Here is a 19,595-nt window from a genome sequence, read left to right on the forward strand (position 1 = left end):
ATAGATTGAATGATTTATAAAAAAAACCACTATCTGAACGAATAAATATTTGATTTAGACTAATTGGCAGTTGTTCTTATATTATTTTCCAAAAGGATCGAATCATATAACCGATTTATAACTTTATCCAGGTGATTAAGACTATAGATCTTGACCGTTTTTACTAAATTTTTAAGATCAATTCTAGCAAAGTTCTCTAGGATCAAATCAAATCGGAAATGGATATTGATCGTATTAATGTTACCAACCAGAGTATTCCATTAATCAACTGAAATCGGTAAAATTAAAGACGTAAAATGAATACAAGAATGATATATAATTAATAACTTCTCACATATACAACAAAATTTTAATTTGTCTACTTGTTAAAGGCTTTAAGTGATTAAATTCAATCAGATCTACTGTGAGGATTGTAACTATTTTATGGATAACTTGAAAAAAGATTATGATACTATAGTAGATGTAATAGTTACCTCTCCTCCATACAATATTGGAAAAAAATATCATACCTATAACGACAATAAGGATAGAAATGATTATCTTGATTGGCTTTTTCAAGTTGCAAAAAAAAGCTTTGCAATACTAAAAATTGATGGATCATTCTTTCTCAATGTAGGATCCATTACGTCAGATCCACTTTTACCTTTTCAAGTCGCTGGCAAATTCATTTTGGCAGGCTTTGTCCTTCAGAATACAATCCATTGGATCAAATCGGTTTCCATTGAAAAAGAAGATGTTGGAATCCGTAATAGTAGTTGTAGTGATGGTATTTCTGTAGGTCATTTCAGACCCATAAATAGCAATAGGTTCCTGACAAACTTACATGAGTATATATTTCATTTTACTAAATCAGGTGACAAATTATTAGACAAACTTTCTATTGGTGTCCCCTATCAAGACAAAACTAATATCAATAGGTGGAAATCCGTTACTATGGATAAGAGAGATAGAGGAAATGTATGGTTCATTTCTTATCCTACAATTCAACAGAGTAGGCCACATCCAGCTACTTTTCCAGAAAAACTTCCCAGATTATGCATAAGTCTACACGGTTACCATAAAAAGAATTTCTTAGTTTACGACCCTTTCATGGGAATTGGAAACACTGCACTAGCATGTTTAGAACTGGGTATAAATTATATCGGAACAGAAATTGATAAAGATTACATCGAATATGCAAATGAAATGATTTTAAAGAAATTACAAAAAGATAGTAAATAAAAATTCAAAATTTGTTGGAATCTAATTTTGAGGTTCCACAATAAAATGAACCTCGGATTCAACAAGCCAGTTGTGAATCCCTATTTGTACTTGAGGACTCTCAAAATACCCATACCCATAATCACATACCCAATTACTATTATCCCAAGCGACTGTGGTGCCAAAATTTGGTTTTGACTCTCGCTAGGGCCAGACATTTGAGATTGATCTGAAGGCGTTAAGAATAGTGATGATAAAAGCACAGTTGTCCCCATAATTGCTCCACCTACTATGAGCAATACGGTAAGCAACTTTGAAACAACATTTATCCCGATACCGAACGAGATAATAAATAACAATATTGAGCCACCACCAAATATTATTCCTCTATCTTTTGCTGATAATGGTATAAATCCGCTAGATTCATTAATCATTGAAACACCAACGTCTATAATATATATCAGTAGTAAAGCAAGCGCAAATGCCGCTAGTATTTCAGATGTAATTTTTCTTGTGCTTCCCATAAAGTATCTTTACAGATTGGTTATTTAATTATTAAAGATGCAAATCATAAAAAATATTTCAATCATATTTTCATCTTAAACAGCCCTTTAAGACTATTACAAGTTGCTGCTTTTTCAAGCAGACCTGTCTTTGATTTAAGAGACAACTCCAAGAGGATGACACATTGTTCTTAAAAAATATGATAGTATCCTTTTTTTTAATTGCAATCAAACAATGATCACTCTTCTCCTTGTCGAGTACAAGTCGCTCTCAATCAGCTCAAAATTATTGTGATAGCCACGAAATCACTTGGAATAATCATATTGATCACATAGATATTAGTATAATAATGAAGGTAATAATGGTCAAAGGTCCAATAGTGATAGATATTGTAGGCAGGATCAATATTATTGGAGCATATTATAAAAATCAGAAGATACGATGGGATCAGCATAAGGTTCTCCCCATTGAATTTGAAGATTCAACTGAAATTAGGTTTATAGGAAAAACAACTTCGATCTTTGCAACGCATAACTTAAGGTACAGCAGTTTACGGTTGGGAACTAGAATTTGGGATCCTATATTCAGCGACATTATGTACCAAAAAGGAGATGTAATACTTATATTGGGTTCATCTAATTCGGGAAAATCATCATTTTCGTTGTTCCTAGTTAACAAGTTCATTAAATTAGGACTACGCACCCTACTAATTGATGGTGACATTGGTCAAGGAGACCTTGCACCACCTACTTGTATTGGATCAAGTATTATCAATAAACAGACATACGATATCTCACTTATTGAATCAGAACGAATTTGCTTCGTTGGGGATACTCAACCTTCAGGACACTTTATTAGCATAATCACTTCAATCCACAAATTGTTAAAGAAATCCAGAGATTTTGACAAATGCATCATAAATACAGATGGGTTTGTTACAGGGAAAGGAGTATCCTATAAATTCAAGCTTGCTCAAACATTACATCCGGATCTCATCATCTATATGGGAAATGACGCAACAAAAGAGAGGCTAAAAGCAATGACTAAAGTTCAGAGAAATTACACCCCATCATGGTTAACATGCAAGAACCCTTCGGCTCTTGTCAAGAGATCAAAACACGAAAGGTACTTAATACGGCTAGACACTTATTATAGATTTTTTAAGAAATGCAAAATTTACAAATTAAATTTGGATATGAGCGAATTGACAAGGTCGCAAATTATGGAAAAAAATCATATTAATAAACTTGGTCAGACAAATATGCGAAATATGCAACTAAACCTACGCAATTGTCAGAATTACATTAAATTGAAAGTTATGATAAATAATTTAAAGGATGGTCAATTCGTAGGATTGGGGAAATCAAGCAGCAACGGACTCATAAATGGCTTTGGTATTATCAACGTTCTAGAAAACAAAAGATTTCATCTGTATTGTACCTCGCGGAATTTTGATTGCATTTATCTAAGCAATATAATTTTGAAAGGGATGAAAGAACGTCTTTTGTATTAGTAGTAGAAATTATTCAAAGGCATTATATACAAATATCAACATCACTGTTCAAAAATAGATTAGGTTAACATGACTGAACAAGCAAATCCAAAATCAACCTGTATCATATGTAAAATTATTTTGAGTAACGAAATTACTAAAGTAGATAAAAATCCAAAGTATCTCAAATATAAGGGCATAGTATGTAACAAATGCTTTGATCAATATTACCCCAAATTTAAGACAGATTAAGAATAATTTCAATAATAAAACAATAGTTAATACAACCAAAAACAATTATGAAAATCTGGCCTTGTCTATTTCAGAATTATGTTCCTAAAATTCTACTTTAAAAAAGTTTAATGAATTCCGAGGATTAAAATTAAATTAAATGGTTAATAGGCAATACGTAAAATCTATTTCATGAAAAATGTATTCTTATCGAGATTTATTCTTCAATACGTTCGTTGCTTATCTTATCGTTTATCGATTAATTGTCTAAATTTTTGAAATGGACAAGTTATAAACATAGGGGAAATTTAAATGAATTATTTTCATGAATATCCACCAATTTTTGAAATAGCCAATGTTTTAAATGGATATCCAGGTATAAATCAATACATCAAACAGGATCCTTTACGACTCGAGGGATTTTTAAAAGACATTTATGGTGCGAAATATAAGAAAGAAATATTCCTTATAGTCACGGCCGTAAAAGCAAAGATAAACGAGAGACTTGACAAAATATCGAACTCCAAATACCCGGGCCCTATCCTTAAAGATACCATATCTTATTTGAGTTTAACATATTCAATGGAAGAAAAATCAGCTGCTTGGACAACCATTGTTTGGGCCATGGGATTGAAAAAATTAACAGAAAGAGAATTTGAGAGATTCATTCGGGAATGGGGGCAAGATAATTCAAGAGCAGAAATAAACAGCATACCTATATTATCAAATTCATCTCGAACTTCTGCACAAATTAAGGAGGAAGTAATAGAAGAAGGTTTTAATTCTCCTTTTGATTATGATACATCGGATTCATTATTTGAATTGGGTAACAAAATGCACAACCAAGGCAGGTTTGCAGAGGCAATAGAATGTTATGACAGAGCGCTTATGCTAAACCCCCAAGATCATAATTTGTTATCTAACAAAGGATTGTCATTGCACAACCAAGGCAGGTTTGCAGAGGCAATAGAATGTTATGACAGAGCGCTTATGCTAAATCATGAGGACCCGAATATTTTACGTAGAAAAAAATACGCCATGGAAACTTCACAAAGAACCCAAAATGGTCAAATATCATCCAAATTGGTCCGATCCAAAGAAGTCAGAAGGAGATCACCTAATTTATACTTAATAGGAATTATTTTGACATCAGGACTCTTATTTACCGGAGTCTTGGCATATGTTGTCTTGGAACTTCCCAACATCAATAAGCAATTTCTTTTGGGTGATCAGAATTTAGAGTCGAACAATAATTTAGATAGTACCGACAGCACAGAAATACAGCATTCAGATGTACTTAATAATCCAATCGATAAACAATCCATTTCTATATTTACAGATAATATTGCAAATGAGATCAAAAACATCCCACTTAACACAAAAGAAGTTCAACCAGATCCTTCAAATGGAGACAAAGAGTCGAAGATTGGAGTAACAGGTAATAATACCCAAAGTAAGAATACAGAGATTGATTTTACCAGTAAAACGGTAGATAATTTTAAATCGGAACTATCAAAGGCTATGAAAACCACATTTGATTAGTATCAAAGGTATGTTGTTAAAGAAGAAAATGAAGTGAAATGGTGTTATATTACGCACATTCATAAATAAATTCGTCATTAAACTTATTCAAGGAATTTTTCGATAAAAAAAACCTAATGTGATATCATCCCCACTTCCCTCGTCTGATGTTTTCCTCAGTATTTGGGATAATTTTTTTTTCAGGTAAACTGGACCTCTATTATCCAGTAAGTCAAGGTAATCGGTTCCAATCTTTAGAAAACCATTCAAATTCCTAAACGAATTGGAATATCCATCAGTTGATGCCAAAACTAATCTTGGTTGTAGTTCCTCTGTGGAATATATTTTAACATCATAATTATTCCAGCTATTATTCATGCATAAAGAATTGGTTTCATCCATTGAGGATATACTAGGTTTATTGGTTGATAGACTATTAGATGCAAAAGGCCTGACAAGGTTACGCTCCTTATCAACTATAACGATATCCCCGTCCCCAATTTGAAGGCAAAAGATGAAATTATTTGTCACCACGATTGTAATTGATGTCGACCCATATATCATTAGGGGATTTATGGCGATCATACTCGAAATCTCTTCGCGGCATTCACCAAGTTCCTTTATGAGTTCGATATCAGATATAGGATTTTTAATCAAATGACTTGTTACCATTTCATTCCAATTTCTTACAATATGTCTTGGAATTGTATACCTTATAATATCTCTTAATTGTGTTATGCTCGTTTGAGTCAAATCAATTGTTCGAAACAAGTTATTAAAAACCTTAACAGAAACCTTAGTCGCAGCTTGAGATCCTATCTTACTTCTGAAATGTTTTGCACTCCCATGCCCATCTGCAATTGACAATATTTTAACTTCGTTGAAGGGCTCGTTTAACCACCTAATTGAATCCTGATTTGGACGTTCAGAATATATGTGGGCAAGTCCTTTAACGGTAGCTCCAGATACAATCCAGTCATACAATGACTGAGGCTTATATTGAGATAAACCTGAGTTCGATGAACCGATCATCGCGAGTATAAAAACTTAGTAACAAATCTTACCACGTGAAAATCCAAAGTTAATCTCGGTATTTGTAGTTAAAAGCAAATTTTGTTGAGGATACACTTTAACAGTACCAGTATCAGGTTTAAATACTTCCCAAGTATTTTGAGAAAGATTTCTTAGTCCCCAAACATTTTTGTCTTTAGGGTGTCTTGTTACCTCTGCAATTGGACTGTTAAAATCATATCTATTGTCAGGATTAATATGATGAGAATACAATTTTGTGTCATGATTCAAAGTTACCATTAATCTCCCCTCAATTAGAAGAAACATTACATGAATATTGGAATTTCTACATTTTGGATTCCAACAAACCACAAAGCTAGTATCCTTTGCACGTACCACTTTTTCAGATCTGGTATTGATAATGGTACTTGTGTTGTCCATGATATCAGATACTACTTTATCATTTCTTTCACAAATTGTTCTAAATTGAAGAAAATTTTCGGAACCACATTTGTAACAATGGAAAATAGAGTCCCTCAACTCTGACAATGCGATTTTCCATTCCGTTTCTCTAACTCTACCATGAAGAGGATCCCGGATGCCTTCAGTAAATGATCGGATAAATAGATTTTTAAATACTTTTGGATATATATCCCAAAAGATTAGGGCATTGTGATGATAAATAGGATCAGGATAATTAGATTTATCTTCAGGATCGAAAATGAATATAGGATTGACTCCATACAAATGCTCCATCGAGGGAAGATCGAGACTTTTGATCTCTGTTTCCTTTTTACCTTCAAGAGGATGATTTAAAAACAATATGTAAAACAAAAGAACGGCGAGGGAGTAAAGATCTGTTTGAGTATTTGGCAATGTATTTCCAGTTATTACTTCAGGTGCCATAAATTTTGGAGTGCCAATTACGTTTCCCTTATTAGATCCATTAACCACAATATTATCAGTATCCCCTATTCTAATGTCACCATTTGCAGGATCGAAATATAAATTATTTAAGGACAAATCCTGGTAACACAAGCCTTTAGAATGCAAGATATGAAAATTTTGACATATCTCAAAGCATGAAGTCAACAATACTTTGAAAGTAGGTTCGACCTTCCTGGAAAGCCATAAACTAAAACTCTTGAATCGATTATCCTTTCTAGACATAACGTAGCCAAATCCACTTTTACTGTAATCTTCAACTATTGCGAGGGGCCAAAGGAATTTTTCACTTGGGGATGGATTGGTGGTCAAGAATTTTAGAATCTCAAACTGTTCATCAGTTGCCATATTTGTAAAATACCATTTAAGTACTAGGTCAGAATTATCTGGACAAATCAAGGAGTAAACTTTACCCTGAGTACCCGATCCTAACTCTTTTTCGATATTGCAAACCATATCAAGATCCCTGATATAAACTGAATCTCCAGGATGATATTCAGAGGCATTAGTCATCACAATTTCCCTCTCATATGTTACCAAACATCAGTAGTATTTGAGAATAATTCGGGCGGCTTCGGGATAGCAATGTTAGCCTTTTGGTCATCTAATTCTCTATTCTGACTTTTTGGTCTAGCAGATGCTGACTGTACTACTGTAGAGACCCATCTGATATAGTTTGAGAGCATCTCAGGATTTCGTGCAAGTAATGGTTTTCGATCATCATAACCAATGAACTTTTGAAGAACATCCAAATTAGCATCTTCTCCAATTGCTATTGAGACTCTGATTGCTTTCCTTCCCCAGGGCTCTTTTAATAATTTATTTAGTCCATCATCATAATTATCCGTCGGCTGACCATCAGACAGCAATACCAATACAGGTGGTAAGCCTCGGTCTGTCATTGGAGGTATATGCAATACTTCTGATAACAAGATCATAGCTTGGCCCATGTCTGTTTCACCTTTGGCCTGCAAATCTATCCACCTAAAATTAGTTACACTGGTTGGTGGGATAATCCATTGTGCACCAGTTGAAAATTTCAAGGCACTTATCAGCAAATTTGCCTGGATATTATTTTCAGCTTCCCTCTGCATGTGAGGAATAGCTTCTCTTATTGCATAATTTAAAGATTGAATCTTTCCTTCATCCCTCATGGATCCAGAACAGTCTACAATCCAAATAAAATGTAACTCTCTTTTTGAAATTTCTCCGCCTGGAAGAGTCATTAAAGTCATGAAAACAAGGTATCCAAAATTAATAACAATTTCACCAAAAAGTTTCATAGGTTTATTATTGTGAATTCTATCTAGAATTAAGTTTCATGAAAAATTGACCAAAGCAGAAAATAAATTGGAAAGGTGACAAAGTACATTTCAATCTAGGATTAAGACAAGTAGAGTAAAGTAAAAAAGTAAAGTAGACACGGTCGGCGATGAAACAACGTGTGACCAATCATTTGATACAGAGGGTTTAATTGGGCAACTTTTATCACTATAGTTATAATTTTAGGAAACAAGCAATGCAGACAACAAAATCTATTGCTGATTCCCATCTAGCAGAATTACCAGATACTGAATTAATTCAAAAGAAAATTTGAATATTTAGCCGAATAAAGTATTAATCTCTTTTTGTCATACTAAAGCTGTTTTTTAATTCGGTAATAGTCTGGATGCCTTCTTTTCCTAAAGAAATAGCTTTTTTGATAAAATGATCTGCATAATTTATCAAAATAGGAATCTCTGAAAAAGCGTCATTTGAAATATCAATAACTTGTTTTATAGTTGACGTTGTTTGATCGGGTTCATATTTTTGTGATCTCTCCACAGAAGATCGAATAAAGCGAGTTATCTCACTTTCAACAGGTGCTCCCTTAGGATAACTTTCATGTTCATTAATTGGCATACCAAGTTCAGCAGAATTTGAGGTTTTTACATCGTCGAATTCATCACAAGGATTATCTATACACCGGCCTGTCATAATTTAAACATTCTATTAATCGAAATTATAAAATTTAACAACTTACAATAAAAGTCATATAGCAAACTAGCATAACAAAGAATAGTTAAAAGATGGGGTAGCCCATTAGTACCAACATGCATAGAAGGCCCCATTTCAAATTCTTCCAAATCCACCACGTAGACGTAACAGCACGGCTGCGATGCCTTAGGGTTGCTCCCTCCCGGACCTCACCCATTTCAACAATTCGCAGTCAATTTTACACCTTCGTGTAAGTTGCTGCTCATAGCCATCCGATACGGCATGATTTCATACTAGTCGAATGAGCGGGTATTCTCCCATTCACGAATTTACCTAACGGTTACTGATCTCGACATAAAGCCGATTTTCGATATGGGGTACGGCTAGCACCCCGATCCTACCTACCCCATCCACTTTTATTCAGAAATCAAATATAATGTTATTGGATGTAAAAGAATTAGAAAAATTACTTTCAAATTAAAGAAAATTATTGGATGTATCTGCTACATCATGCCATCCATACCCGGAGGCATTCCACCTCCACCACCTGGAGGCATTCCACCTCCACCACCAGACTTGCTAGATGCGATAACATCATCAATTCTCAGGAGCATTGATGCAACCTCAGTCGATGATTTTATGATTTGTTCTTTGACAGACAGAGGTTCCAGAATGTCTAATTTTGCCATATCTGCAATGCGAGAACTTCGAGCATCAATTCCAGCCCATTTTGACCCTTTATTTTGTTTTGAACGTAAATCAGCTAAGGTATCTATCTGATTCATACCAGCATTTTCTGCTAATGTCAAAGGTATTACTTCTAATGCCTCTGCAAATTTTTCTGCTGCTAATTGTTCCCTTCCCGTAAGAGTATTTGTCCATTCTCGTAATTTGCCAGAGACGTATGCTTCGGGCGAACCACCACCTGCAACGATGAATGGTTTTTCGAGAACATCCTTAGTTACCATCAAAGCATCGTGAACAGAACGTTCGGCTTCATCGACTACTCGTTGTGATCCACCTCGAATTAGTACTGTGACTGATTTGGGATTTTTGCAGCCTTCTACAAAAACCCATTTATCTGTCTCTACTTTTCGTTCTTCTACGAGATCTGCAGATCCTAAATCCTTTGATGTCAAATCATCCAAATTGTTGATTATCCTTGCACCAGTAGCTCTAGATAATTTAGTCATGTCACTTTCTTTGACTCGTCTGACAGTTAACACATTGGCTTTTGCTAAGTAGTGTTGTGCGATGTCGTCAAGTCCCTTTTGACATATAACAACATTAGCCCCTGTTCCGGTAACCTTATCTACCATGGATTTTAGCATAGTATTCTCTTCATCCAAGAATCTTTTCATTTGCTCTGGAGAAGTAATATTTAACTTTGCATCAAATTCCGTCTTTTCAATTTCTAATGCAGAATTGATTAATGCAATTTTTGCTTTTTCCACCCTTTTGGGCATGCCTCCATGGACCACCTCTTTGTCTAGTACAATTCCTTTTATTAATTTAGTATCTTTTATAGAACCACCAGATTTCTTTTCAACTTTTATATCATCTAAATCGACTTTTGTTGTACCATTTCTTGTTTCAGCAACCTGTTGAGATGCCATCACCACTATACTGGCCAGATCGTCAGACTCCTTTGAAACTAATTTAGTCTGCATCGATGTTTTTGCAATCTTTACGAGTTGTTCTTTTTCATTGTTTGTTACCTTAATTGCAATATTATTCAAGAGTTCAATTGCTTTTACAGCACATTTCCTATAACCGTCTACGATTACAGTAGGATGAACATTTTTTGTGATTAATTCTTCAGCCTTTTCTATGAGCGATCCTGCTAAAACTACTACCGATGTGGTACCATCACCAACCTCATTATCTGTCGCTTTGCTAATTTCCACCATCATCTTTGCAGCAGGATGCTGAACATCTATTTCTTTGAGAATTGTTGCACCATCATTCGTAATAGTAACATCACCCAACGAATCGACAAGCATTTTATCCATACCTCTAGGGCCCAAACTTGTCCTGACAATTTCGGCCACCGTTTTTGCAGCATTTATGTTGTTTTTCTGAGCTTCCTTACCTTTAGTTTCACTTGCGCCTTCTTTCAAAATTAAAACCGGCATTCCGCCTGCTGAACCTGTTTGAATTGACATACTTTCATCATTCACCTAAAATTATAACTTAACATGCAGTTATTGGGATATTTTAAACTTACTTATTAAAATGGAAAAACAAAAAATATCAAGACAAAATCGAATCATATTTACCTTCCGAGATATCTCTGTAAACCTCATGTGCCACTTTGTCTTCAACTTTGATACCAAGGCTAAGGCATGTACCTACTATTTCTTTGGCCGATGATTTGATCGTCTGTGCGTATGAGACATCCAATTTCATTTTTGAGATTTTCACTATGCTTTCCATAGTAATGTTGCCTACAAAATCTGTCCCCGCGGTTCCTGACCCCTTGTTTATCCCAGCTTCTTTGAAAATCAATGCGGCCGTAGGGGGTATCCCAACTTCAACAACAAATTGTTTAGTTTCTGCATCAACTTCAACTTTTACAGGTACTTTCATCCCGGGAAAATCCTTTGTCTTTTCATTAATCGCATTTACAACTTGCAAAATATTGATACCAAGTGGTCCTAGTGCTGGTCCCAATGGAGGTCCGGCATTTGCCTCCCCTCCACTAACTAATGCGTTTACAACCTTTTTTTCGCCCATAAATAATTACAACTGATAGTTTGATTAAACCATTTATAATTCTATAAAGATTTTTTCAAATAGTTAGCATCTACAGTTACTGGAATCTGATAGGGAGAATCAAGTAAAACTACAGTAGCTTCTTGCTTTTCATAGTCAACTCTAGTAATTTTAGCCTTCATAGATTTGAAAGGTCCAGCAATAATTTCAACAGTATCATCAATTATCAACTCAGTCACTACAGGCTTTTTGATCAAATATCCCTCAAGGTCTTTGAACGGTAATTCACCTCTGATCTGCCCCCTAATATGCCTAATTCCATGAAGAGCCTCGTAGGCAATATTTGAGTCAATTGCCTCAACAATTACATAACCTTTAAAGCTATCCAAAAAAAGCACAGAATAAATTCCATCAATTTTCTTAGTATTTAAACGCGTTTGTAGCATGGATGCAATCATGTTTTCTTGTCCTCCAGCAACTCTTACAACAAAGAATTTTGAGTCATCATCATCTAAAACTGCAGCACCCAAATCGGAAACCGTTTCATCCTGATCCTCTCCACTAAGGATTTCATTAAATACATCATTTTGATTATTGGAATCCGTCCGCTTTTGATTTGAAGTTGATTTATATTTTTCAGTATTTTTTTTAGGTAGGTTTTTTTTTGAATGTTCAATCCCTAAAGTATTAGAGTCTTTTATGGGTTTAGTTCCAACATCTGCATTATTGTTGAAGTCGCTGTCTTCGGCATCCCTATCATAGGCATCAAAGTCAATTTCATCATCATCATATCGGAGGTCTTTAGGCATTTAATGAATTCACTAAATGTATCAGGTTCGGAATTTATAAATTTATAATGGCAAATTAGGAACCTCGTTTCTAGTGGACAACAAAGATTAAATTAATACGGTCTAGTAGGTTCACATTGTACAAACCCGTTATTATTGCATCTACACAGGATCAGGCAAGTACTTCAATGGCAAATTATTTATTAGAAAATGAGTTATTTGTCCTTCAAGACTTCCCACTCACTAAAGCAATAAGGAATAAAGACCTTCAATTTCAAAACCTCATAAAAAATAAGCTTTTGTCTGGGGTCAAAATTTATCAATCTACCAAAAATAATAATATCAATTTACTGATTTTTAGGCACAATTTGGTGGACCTACCTTATCTAGACTCAATTATGCCAGACAAAAGCATTCTAATCTTTTTATCAAAACATTCGTCTAAGAAAAAAATTCCTGCACTTACCTCTCATTTCACGGGTAATTTTGGCAATAATACACTATTCGGAGGTAATCCTAATGAAATTGGAATCGCATATCCTTCATTTCAAAAAGTCTACATGAAACAGCTTTATCTAAATATGCAAAAATTAGATGAATACAAGATAACAATAGAAGCTTCGCACCACGGACCAACTACATCGCAAAATCCAATAATATTCATAGAAATCGGTTCTTCAGAGTTAGAGTGGAATAACCAATTTTTGGCTTCCATTGTTTGTAACTCCCTGCTTAGTACTATTACAGAATTTGTTAATGATAAACCACTGTCTGCTTCAAAGATTGCTATTGGATTGGGTGGAAATCATTATCCACAAAAATTTAATGATATGATCCTTAGAGACGATATCGCATTTGCTTCAATTGCCAGTAAGTATAACTTAGATAATATTGATTCGAAAATGCTACAAATGATGAAATCGAGGTCAGTTGAACCTGTAACAGAACTATTTATTGATAAAAAGACTATTGGATCCGAACGACAAAGACTTTCAAAGATCGCTGAATCATTAGATCTTGAAATAAATTTGGTTTAATCAATTGTACAGGTTATAAAATTTAAGGCCAATCTATGGTAATAAGAACTAATAATTAATTCAGTTCCAGAGCGAATTCAATATTAAGGTTCATAACACCAAAAAAATACAAATACCGAATATAACTTGATGGATGAGCGGGTTTATGGGAGAGGAGTCATTAATGTCTATTGAAAACACGACGAGTCTAAAACTTGTGGTAACGGCGATATTACGACATCAATCAAAAATATTGATTCTTAAAAGAAGCTCAAAAACAAAGTCAATGCAAAATAAATGGGGATGTATTAGTGGATATTTAGAGTCTTATGAAGATCCATTAACACGCGCTTTGACAGAAATAATAGAAGAAACGGGAATTGGATTTGAACAAGTAATTTTGCAAAAAATTCTCTACCCAATTCAAGTTGAATACGAAGGTAAAGTTACTTTTGTAATTCAACCATTTTGCTTCTCATCGAAGGTAAGCAGTATTACATTAAATTGGGAACATGTAGAATTTAGATGGATAGATATTTTCGACATCAAGTTATATGATCTAGTTCCAAAACTAGATGAACTAATTAACTGCTGTTTTAAATAAAAACAAATAAAAAAATTTGGATTAATGAGTCTTGACTATCTTGACCAATTCTCTCAAATGAGATAGTGATCTAACTTGTGCACCATTAACCTTCTTATATAGAGCCCAGAATTGCTCATTGGTTATGTCCTTGCGCTCTTTTAGAATCCTCAAATGTTTGCGCATTGAACGCACCTTAATTACATATACCTCTTTCTTACCAACTCTAGCAGTTTTTTTACCTTTTTTGGATCCGGGCCCAGTACCATGTTTTCTTTTAGTTTCCAATCTGGCCCTTGCGCGACCTCTTGATGTACCCTTTACTTTTGCCGTCCAGATAGATCCATTATTTATCAAGGATCGGATATTTTCTCGGGTAATTGAATCAGCAACATCATCTAATTTGTCGGGTTCAAACCTAACACGATTCACTCCTACACCTAGAATCCTTGAAGCCAATTCCCGTTTCTTATGAATATTTACTACCAATTTTATCCCTATTTATTGTTCCTCTTTGGATTTACCTTTGTCAGGATCCGAGGGTTTTTGTTCAGTTTTCTTGCCATTGAGTATCTTAAGTCCCATTGATTCTGCCTTTGAAATAATATCCAATCTTTTTTTGGTTCCAACAGTATGTGCAATTCTAACTGCATCTTTATCCTTGTTAAAAAATGATAACTCAGCTACATTATGAACGAGATTATCAGTATAACCAGATGGATGTAAACCCCTTGACATTCGTGGTCCACCATAACCAATCTTTACCAATGGCGGCACCCCTGACATTTGTCGCCTCATCTTGTTGTCAATACCCTTAGGCTTTCTCCAGTTAGTAGCTAGCCTTTTATATCTCCAGCTTTCCTGTCTTTTAAATTTAGGTCTCCGATCCGATACCCTTTTACGCTGTTCAAGGAGATCACTATTGATTACCATAATATCGTTAATTCGATTTAGAATAAATAAATATGTTTCTTACGTCTCTTAATTAGTTCCGACACAACTATTCAAATCTTAATCAGAATGAGGATTATATGGAAAAGGATAAAAGGTTTTATCTAGAAGAATAATTTAATGAAAAAATATGAACTACCTCAGCTTCCTTATGAATTTGATGCATTGGAACCAAATATTGATGCAAAAACAATGGAAATACACTATACTAAACATCATCAAACATACACTAACAACTTAAATGCAGCTCTTGAAAAATGCTCAGAAGAAGTTCAGAATATGGATATTACAGACATACTAAAGAACTTAAGTACCATACCAGCGGATATTAGAGGAGCAATTAATTTTAATGGAGGCGGATTTGATAATCACAGGATCTTCTGGAGTAATTTAACACCGAATGGAGGAGGAGAAGCGACTGGAAAGGTCGCAGAAGCAATAAATAATACTTTTGGTAATTTTGCGGCGTTCAAAGACAAATTTACAACAAGTACAGTAGCCATTCAGGGTAGTGGATGGGGTTGGTTGGTATTTGATCCTTCCTCAAATAAAGTTGATTACAGGGCAATGCCGAATCAAACAAGTCCAAGGACTGAGGGGTTGGTCCCCTTATTAGGTTGCGACGTATGGGAACATGCATATTATCTAAAATACCAAAATAAAAGACCAGACTATGTAAATGCATGGTGGAATCTCATCAACTGGAAAGATGTCAATCAACGGTTTGAAGAAGCAAGTAATTAGCAACTTCCAATTTTTTAATTTGAAAAATCGACTCTTGCAAAACCCTGTCGGATGGTAGAATTCATTTTCATGGTATAATCATAAATAATTTTTGAATATTTTTCTAATCCATGCATCATGTCGTCCACACTATCAGTTAACAAATATCCAGGGCAATCTCCAGTTAGCTGAAAAGAGGCATGAATTGATATTCGGTTCTTATAGTTTTCACTCCAAGAATAGAAAGGATAAAGATAACATACGCCTGGCTTCGAAGGATGAAGAGTACATGCTCCCGCATCATCCAAAAATCGACAGGGCAAAGGTTTTCCATTTTCTGTTTCTGTTTCAGTAGGTTTCCGTTTTAAGTTTATCATACTCAAAGTGGTAATTAATGGAATCCCAGCCTCTTCGTCGGCAGAATAATTTTCCCAAGTCGCGACATATGTTTCATTTCTTAGAAACTCTGATCTATGGATGTAGCCCAAATTTTCGGAAATTTCACTAATATCCGAGGTAGTTAGAGGGAGTCGTCCTTGCCTGTTACAGCAATTATGACACTCCGGCCAGAGACAATCCCATATCATATATTTTGAGATTTCAGATAGATAAGGGATGTGAAATGTTACTTGGTTTATCTTAATAGTAAAATCTTGCAAGTCATGGCGTCTACCTAGGTGTATATCCCTTATGATTGGATCTATTTTCCAACTTTTAGATAAATTATCTAAAGCCGAATAGACCTCGTTGAATTTCTCATTTTGGTTTTCAATTGAGGTCATCATGTAGAATTATAAACCCGGATGTTTAAATGTGACTGTGTTATCAAATCAGAGCATATACATTCAAAAATTGAGAAAATGACTTTAGAGAACTACAAACAGAAGGAGAAAAAAAAAGGAAAGCACGCCTCATCTACAGAAAATCGTCGACTGGTGTGGGAATTTGTTATTTGGCCACTAATCCTCGAGGTAAATCGAAATTATTTTACATTGCACGAGTATCATAAAAAAAGAGATAAAGTTTGTCAAGAGAAAGAGATAATCCCATCTAAAATTGCAGGTGGATTTGTTTCCTTATTAGTCAAAGGTATAGTAGTTAGAGAAAAAAATATCTACTCCATACATTACAAGTTAATTCCCTATATGAGAAAAAAGGTTCAATTAGATTATGGAACAGTCATCAGAGAGATCAATACAAAAAAGTAAATTACTCATGATTATGATTTCCTAACACATTTCCTATTGATCAGAGATAAAATAAAATATTGGACATTCTCTCCGATTATTGTAGCTCGTGAAGCCCGGTCGAACCAAATCAATTGGTGCCGAATCTAGCGGTCAACTCCTAAAAGGAGGCTAAGGATTTCAGGCTCTGGATCTTATAGAAAAGAAACCTGGAGACAGCAGTTCGAATCTGCTCCGGGCTACTTTTTTTAAAATATTCATCGTATTTCATTCACTTTTTATAATTGACTAATACTCTACTGGACCAGCTTTTCGAATTTCTTCTGATACCGGTTCAAATTTTTTGAAATTCTTTATAAATAACTTTGCCAGTCTTTTTGCAGAGAAATCATACTGGTCCTTATCATGCCAAGTGTTTTTTGGGTTTAACAATGTCGAAGGAATATCTTTACATGATTTAGGATAATTGAGATTAAATATTTCGTGAGTCTCATATTCTACATTTTCTAAATCCCCTTTGATTGCCGCGGACACCATGGTACGAGTATATTTCAAGTCAATTCTCTTTCCTATTCCATAAGGTCCACCGGACCAGCCAGTATTTATCAAGTATACACTTACATTATGTTCTGTTATTTTTTCCCCCAACAGTTTGGCATACTCTGACGCTCTTAATGGCATGAATGGGGCTCCGAAACACTGGGAGAATGTTTCTTTTGGTTCAGTAATACCCCTCTCTGTCCCAGCTAATTTACTAGTGTATCCAGACATAAAGTGATACATAGCACCCTCTTTACTCAATTTTGAAACAGGAGGTAAGACACCAAAGGCATCTGCAGTCAAAAAAATAATTACAGACGGATGTCCGCAAATACTCGGGATTACAGCATTTGGGATAAAGTTAAGTGGGTATACAACCCTTGTATTTTCAGTCAAATTGCCATCAGAAAAATCAGGATCTCTAGACAGGGGATCTACAACTACATTTTCCATTACCGATCCAAATTTTATCGCATTCCAGATCTGAGGTTCTTTTTCCTTGTTCAAGTTTATACATTTTGCATAGCAACCACCCTCAAAATTAAAAACTCCAACATCCGACCAACCGTGCTCGTCATCACCTACCAGTCTGCGATTTTCATCTGCTGAAAGGGTTGTTTTACCTGTACCAGATAAACCAAAAAACAATGCAGATTTATTATCATCACCCAGATTGACCGAACAATGCATTGGAAAGATCCTTTTTTTAGGCAAAATGAAATTCATTACAGAAAACATTGATTTTTTAATTTCACCTGCATACGAAGTTGAACCCATAAGTATTAATTTTTTCTTAAAACTAAGAATAATAAATGTGTCAGAATTTGTACCTTCAAGCTCTGGAATAGAAGCAAAATCATTAATTGATAACAAAGTAAATTCAGGCTTAAAATTTGATAGTTCCTCTCGGCTAGCATTAATAAATATCTGAGTTGAAAAAAGGCAATGCCAGGCTTTGTCAGTAATTACTCTTATTGGCAATCTGGATGTTCTATCAGCACCTACAAACCCATCAAATGTATATAATTTATCCTTTAGGTTGTTATTTTCAATATACTGAGCCATGCGAGAATAAATTTTCTCAAAATTATCTTCAGATAATTCATGATTTATTTTGCCCCAGTCCACGGTACCTGATGTCAGGTCATCCCTTACGATAAATTTGTCTTCAGGAGACCTTCCAGTAAATTTTCCGGTCCTGACAGAGAGAGATCCAGTAGTTGACAATTTTCCCTCATAACCCAGTACTGCCGCTTCAACTAATAGAGGCACCGTTAAATTTCTTCGCCCCTCATTAATTGTAAAGTCCATCTTCTAAATTTGCTTCATAATAACAATAGTTATAATCTTTGGGGTAAATTCTTCCTAAAGATATAGTCAGTATATTCAAAAAAAAAAATTTTCTCAAGAATAATTTTATAATTTATTTTATTTCAAAAATACAAATATTAAAAATTTAATAAGATTAAGTTATTCGATCAATATTCAGGTCAATGTCTTCTTGTTATTTTATAAATTCGCTCATATCAATGTTAAAAAAGTATCTGAGGATCCCAACATAACTCTTGACTGGCGGAGGAACTTCATCTTCACAAGCGATTCCAATTTCACGAGCATTGAACCAGATTATAAGGCTATGAAGGATGTTAAGGAACCTATAATAACTCTTGTCAACATTGCCAAATGCTTTAATATACTTATCTGCCAAATTCCAAGATGCGGTAAAGTCAATGCAATCACTTGAATAAATCACTTCTAATTGATCCTTGATAGATTTACCTAATCGGAACGGTTTTTTGCAAATAGTAATTGGAAAATCAACTTTATCGGGCAGAAATAAGCCCGGTGGTGACCAAACAGAGATTATTTGGGCTTGGCTTTTCAATTCAGATTGAAACTTGCCTACCAAGATTTCGTTTATTCTTTCATCAATAAACCAGGAAAAAACCACAGTAGCGTCATTTAATGGTTGTTTAAACATATTTTCAGCTATGAGATCAACATTACCAAGGGGTTCAATCTTTGAAATATTTGAACCTATAACTGATGAATCAATATCTATCCCAATAGCTTTTTTTACTTTAAATTCCTCCGCTGCTATCCTTAGAGTCGAAATATTATTTCCCACCCCCAAGTGATAAAAGGTGTCGGAGCTACTAAGGTTGCATAACCTGAACATACGTCTTATAAAATCATCTGGAATTGTGATTT

Annotated in this window: 20 protein-coding genes, 1 tRNA gene and 1 other RNA gene; 8 read left to right on the top strand and 14 right to left on the bottom strand. The window is 34.6% G+C overall.

The annotated features are described in order from the left end of the window. Positions 1–423: 423 nt before the first annotated feature. Positions 424–1,221: a DNA-methyltransferase gene (locus tag F1Z66_RS09785; protein ID WP_149863434.1), complete on the top strand. Its 798-nt coding sequence runs from the start codon at positions 424–426 to the stop codon at positions 1,219–1,221. Between the two features lie 80 nt (positions 1,222–1,301). Here F1Z66_RS09785 and F1Z66_RS09790 read toward each other — a convergent pair whose 3' ends face one another. After that, the gene (locus F1Z66_RS09790) at positions 1,302–1,724 is read right to left on the bottom strand and encodes a hypothetical protein (protein ID WP_149863435.1); all 423 of its coding nucleotides are present in this window, start codon (positions 1,722–1,724) and stop codon (positions 1,302–1,304) included. A 230-nt stretch (positions 1,725–1,954) separates the two neighbouring features. On the opposite strand from F1Z66_RS09790, the gene F1Z66_RS09795 reads away from it, so the two are divergent. Together F1Z66_RS09795 and F1Z66_RS09800 are read left to right on the top strand one after the other, a co-directional pair. Then, positions 1,955–3,217, top strand: a complete 1,263-nt coding sequence (locus F1Z66_RS09795) for a Clp1/GlmU family protein (protein ID WP_149863436.1) — start codon at positions 1,955–1,957, stop codon at positions 3,215–3,217. Positions 3,218–3,739: 522 nt separating this feature from the next. Continuing rightward, positions 3,740–4,969, top strand: a complete 1,230-nt coding sequence (locus tag F1Z66_RS09800; protein WP_149863437.1) for a tetratricopeptide repeat protein — start codon at positions 3,740–3,742, stop codon at positions 4,967–4,969. Between the two features lie 87 nt (positions 4,970–5,056). On the opposite strand, the gene F1Z66_RS09805 is transcribed toward F1Z66_RS09800, so the two are convergent. The 8 genes from F1Z66_RS09805 to F1Z66_RS09840 all read right to left on the bottom strand — a co-directional run bounded on the left by F1Z66_RS09805 (position 5,057) and on the right by F1Z66_RS09840 (position 12,405). Further along, the gene (locus F1Z66_RS09805; RefSeq protein WP_149863438.1) at positions 5,057–5,980 is read right to left on the bottom strand and encodes a PP2C family serine/threonine-protein phosphatase; all 924 of its coding nucleotides are present in this window, start codon (positions 5,978–5,980) and stop codon (positions 5,057–5,059) included. A 15-nt stretch (positions 5,981–5,995) separates the two neighbouring features. Continuing rightward, positions 5,996–7,417 (bottom strand): protein kinase domain-containing protein, encoded by a 1,422-nt coding sequence (locus F1Z66_RS09810; RefSeq protein WP_149863439.1) that lies wholly within the window; start codon positions 7,415–7,417, stop codon positions 5,996–5,998. Positions 7,418–7,437: 20 nt separating this feature from the next. Beyond that, positions 7,438–8,187 (bottom strand): vWA domain-containing protein, encoded by a 750-nt coding sequence (locus tag F1Z66_RS09815; protein ID WP_201448583.1) that lies wholly within the window; start codon positions 8,185–8,187, stop codon positions 7,438–7,440. 334 nt (positions 8,188–8,521) lie between these two features. Further along, positions 8,522–8,881 (bottom strand): hypothetical protein, encoded by a 360-nt coding sequence (locus F1Z66_RS09820; RefSeq protein WP_149863440.1) that lies wholly within the window; start codon positions 8,879–8,881, stop codon positions 8,522–8,524. A 92-nt stretch (positions 8,882–8,973) separates the two neighbouring features. After that, positions 8,974–9,291: signal recognition particle sRNA (gene ffs / locus F1Z66_RS09825), an RNA gene on the bottom strand. 93 nt (positions 9,292–9,384) lie between these two features. Continuing rightward, complete coding sequence (gene thsB / locus F1Z66_RS09830) at positions 9,385–11,046, bottom strand: thermosome subunit beta (RefSeq protein ID WP_149863441.1); 1,662 nt, start codon at positions 11,044–11,046, stop codon at positions 9,385–9,387. An 88-nt stretch (positions 11,047–11,134) separates the two neighbouring features. Further along, positions 11,135–11,617: a 50S ribosomal protein L11 gene (locus F1Z66_RS09835; RefSeq protein ID WP_149863442.1), complete on the bottom strand. Its 483-nt coding sequence runs from the start codon at positions 11,615–11,617 to the stop codon at positions 11,135–11,137. Positions 11,618–11,658: 41 nt separating this feature from the next. Continuing rightward, the gene (locus tag F1Z66_RS09840; RefSeq protein ID WP_149863443.1) at positions 11,659–12,405 is read right to left on the bottom strand and encodes a transcription elongation factor Spt5; all 747 of its coding nucleotides are present in this window, start codon (positions 12,403–12,405) and stop codon (positions 11,659–11,661) included. Positions 12,406–12,521: 116 nt separating this feature from the next. On the opposite strand from F1Z66_RS09840, the gene F1Z66_RS09845 reads away from it, so the two are divergent. Together F1Z66_RS09845 and F1Z66_RS09850 are read left to right on the top strand one after the other, a co-directional pair. Then, the gene (locus F1Z66_RS09845) at positions 12,522–13,421 is read left to right on the top strand and encodes a D-aminoacyl-tRNA deacylase (protein WP_149863444.1); all 900 of its coding nucleotides are present in this window, start codon (positions 12,522–12,524) and stop codon (positions 13,419–13,421) included. A 163-nt stretch (positions 13,422–13,584) separates the two neighbouring features. Next, complete coding sequence (locus F1Z66_RS09850) at positions 13,585–14,004, top strand: NUDIX domain-containing protein (protein WP_159357487.1); 420 nt, start codon at positions 13,585–13,587, stop codon at positions 14,002–14,004. A gap of 21 nt (positions 14,005–14,025) precedes the next feature. On the opposite strand, the gene F1Z66_RS09855 is transcribed toward F1Z66_RS09850, so the two are convergent. Both F1Z66_RS09855 and F1Z66_RS09860 read right to left on the bottom strand, forming a co-directional pair. Next, the gene (locus F1Z66_RS09855) at positions 14,026–14,472 is read right to left on the bottom strand and encodes a 50S ribosomal protein L19e (protein WP_149863446.1); all 447 of its coding nucleotides are present in this window, start codon (positions 14,470–14,472) and stop codon (positions 14,026–14,028) included. A gap of 12 nt (positions 14,473–14,484) precedes the next feature. Continuing rightward, positions 14,485–14,916 (bottom strand): 50S ribosomal protein L32e, encoded by a 432-nt coding sequence (locus F1Z66_RS09860; RefSeq protein WP_149863447.1) that lies wholly within the window; start codon positions 14,914–14,916, stop codon positions 14,485–14,487. A 138-nt stretch (positions 14,917–15,054) separates the two neighbouring features. Here F1Z66_RS09860 and F1Z66_RS09865 point away from each other — a divergent pair, with 138 nt between their 5' ends. After that, positions 15,055–15,678, top strand: coding sequence for a superoxide dismutase (locus F1Z66_RS09865; protein ID WP_149863448.1), 624 nt, complete (start codon positions 15,055–15,057; stop codon positions 15,676–15,678). A 14-nt stretch (positions 15,679–15,692) separates the two neighbouring features. Here F1Z66_RS09865 and F1Z66_RS09870 read toward each other — a convergent pair whose 3' ends face one another. Beyond that, positions 15,693–16,442 carry a YkgJ family cysteine cluster protein gene (locus F1Z66_RS09870; protein WP_230207509.1) on the bottom strand — a complete coding sequence of 250 codons (750 nt, stop codon included), beginning with the start codon at positions 16,440–16,442 and terminating at the stop codon, positions 15,693–15,695. 75 nt (positions 16,443–16,517) lie between these two features. On the opposite strand from F1Z66_RS09870, the gene F1Z66_RS09875 reads away from it, so the two are divergent. Both F1Z66_RS09875 and F1Z66_RS09880 read left to right on the top strand, forming a co-directional pair. Further along, positions 16,518–16,865, top strand: a complete 348-nt coding sequence (locus tag F1Z66_RS09875; RefSeq protein WP_149863449.1) for a hypothetical protein — start codon at positions 16,518–16,520, stop codon at positions 16,863–16,865. A 92-nt stretch (positions 16,866–16,957) separates the two neighbouring features. Next, a tRNA-Gln gene (locus F1Z66_RS09880) sits at positions 16,958–17,086 on the top strand. Positions 17,087–17,132: 46 nt separating this feature from the next. On the opposite strand, the gene pckA is transcribed toward F1Z66_RS09880, so the two are convergent. Together pckA and F1Z66_RS09890 are read right to left on the bottom strand one after the other, a co-directional pair. Beyond that, a complete protein-coding gene (gene pckA / locus F1Z66_RS09885) occupies positions 17,133–18,695 on the bottom strand; it encodes a phosphoenolpyruvate carboxykinase (ATP) (RefSeq protein ID WP_149863450.1) in 1,563 nt (520 codons plus the stop codon). A 193-nt stretch (positions 18,696–18,888) separates the two neighbouring features. Beyond that, positions 18,889–19,563 (bottom strand): SAM-dependent methyltransferase, encoded by a 675-nt coding sequence (locus tag F1Z66_RS09890; protein ID WP_149863451.1) that lies wholly within the window; start codon positions 19,561–19,563, stop codon positions 18,889–18,891. Between the last annotated feature and the right edge of the window lie 32 nt (positions 19,564–19,595).

The organism is Candidatus Nitrosocosmicus agrestis (genome assembly GCF_008389435.1).
Taxonomy (GTDB): Archaea; Thermoproteota; Nitrososphaeria; order Nitrososphaerales; family Nitrososphaeraceae; genus Nitrosocosmicus; species Nitrosocosmicus agrestis.